Raw genomic sequence first — 613 nt, 5'->3', positions numbered from 1 at the left:
GCTCGCGCTTTCAGTAAACTAGTCCATGGCGTGATCTCCCTGGCGGTTGTCGCCGCCGGTTGGGTGGTTGCAAGTCACCCGGAGATTACGTCGCCCTCAAATTTCCACCAACTTCGCGACACGACCTGCGAAGGAGCAGACGATGCGAAAGAGCCGCTTCACCGAGGCGCAGATCATCGGGATGATCAAGGAGCAGGAAGCCGGGATGCCAACTGCCGAAGTCTGTCGCCGTCATGGGCTCAGCCCGGCGACGTTCTACAAGCTGAAGGCCAGGTATGGCGGCATGGAAGTGTCCGAGGCCGCGAAGCTGAAGGCGCTGGCGGATGAGAATGCCAAGCTCAAGCGCCTGCTGGCCGATACCATGCTGGACAACGTGGTTCTGAAAGACCTGCTGGGAAAGAACTGACGGTGAGCCATTGGAGCGCCATTGATGGAGTGGATGGCTCCCGCTCCCGGCATCGCAATGTGCCACATTGGGTGCTGTCATACTGAACCCATGAAGGGAGCCATCCATGGAACAGCCTATCACGATCGGCGTCGATCTTGCCAAATCAGTCTTCCAGCTTCACGGCGTTGATGTCGGGGGCGCGGTTGTTCTCAGGCGCCAGTTGCG

The 613-nt window shown here is 59.4% G+C and carries 2 pseudogenes; both read left to right on the top strand.

What is annotated here, in order from left to right:
* Nucleotides 1–142 precede the first annotated feature (142 nt).
* Nucleotides 143–400 (top strand): annotated as a pseudogene (locus tag MBELCI_RS19010) (transposase); the annotation flags it as partial.
* Between the two features lie 112 nt (nt 401–512).
* Nucleotides 513–613: pseudogene (locus MBELCI_RS22205) on the top strand (IS110 family transposase); the annotation flags it as partial.

It is taken from the genome of Limimaricola cinnabarinus LL-001 (assembly GCF_000466965.1).
Taxonomy (GTDB): Bacteria; Pseudomonadota; Alphaproteobacteria; order Rhodobacterales; family Rhodobacteraceae; genus Limimaricola; species Limimaricola cinnabarinus.
The sequence above is the reverse complement of the archived record's forward strand: the minus strand, read 5'-3'. Positions and strand labels throughout refer to the sequence as shown.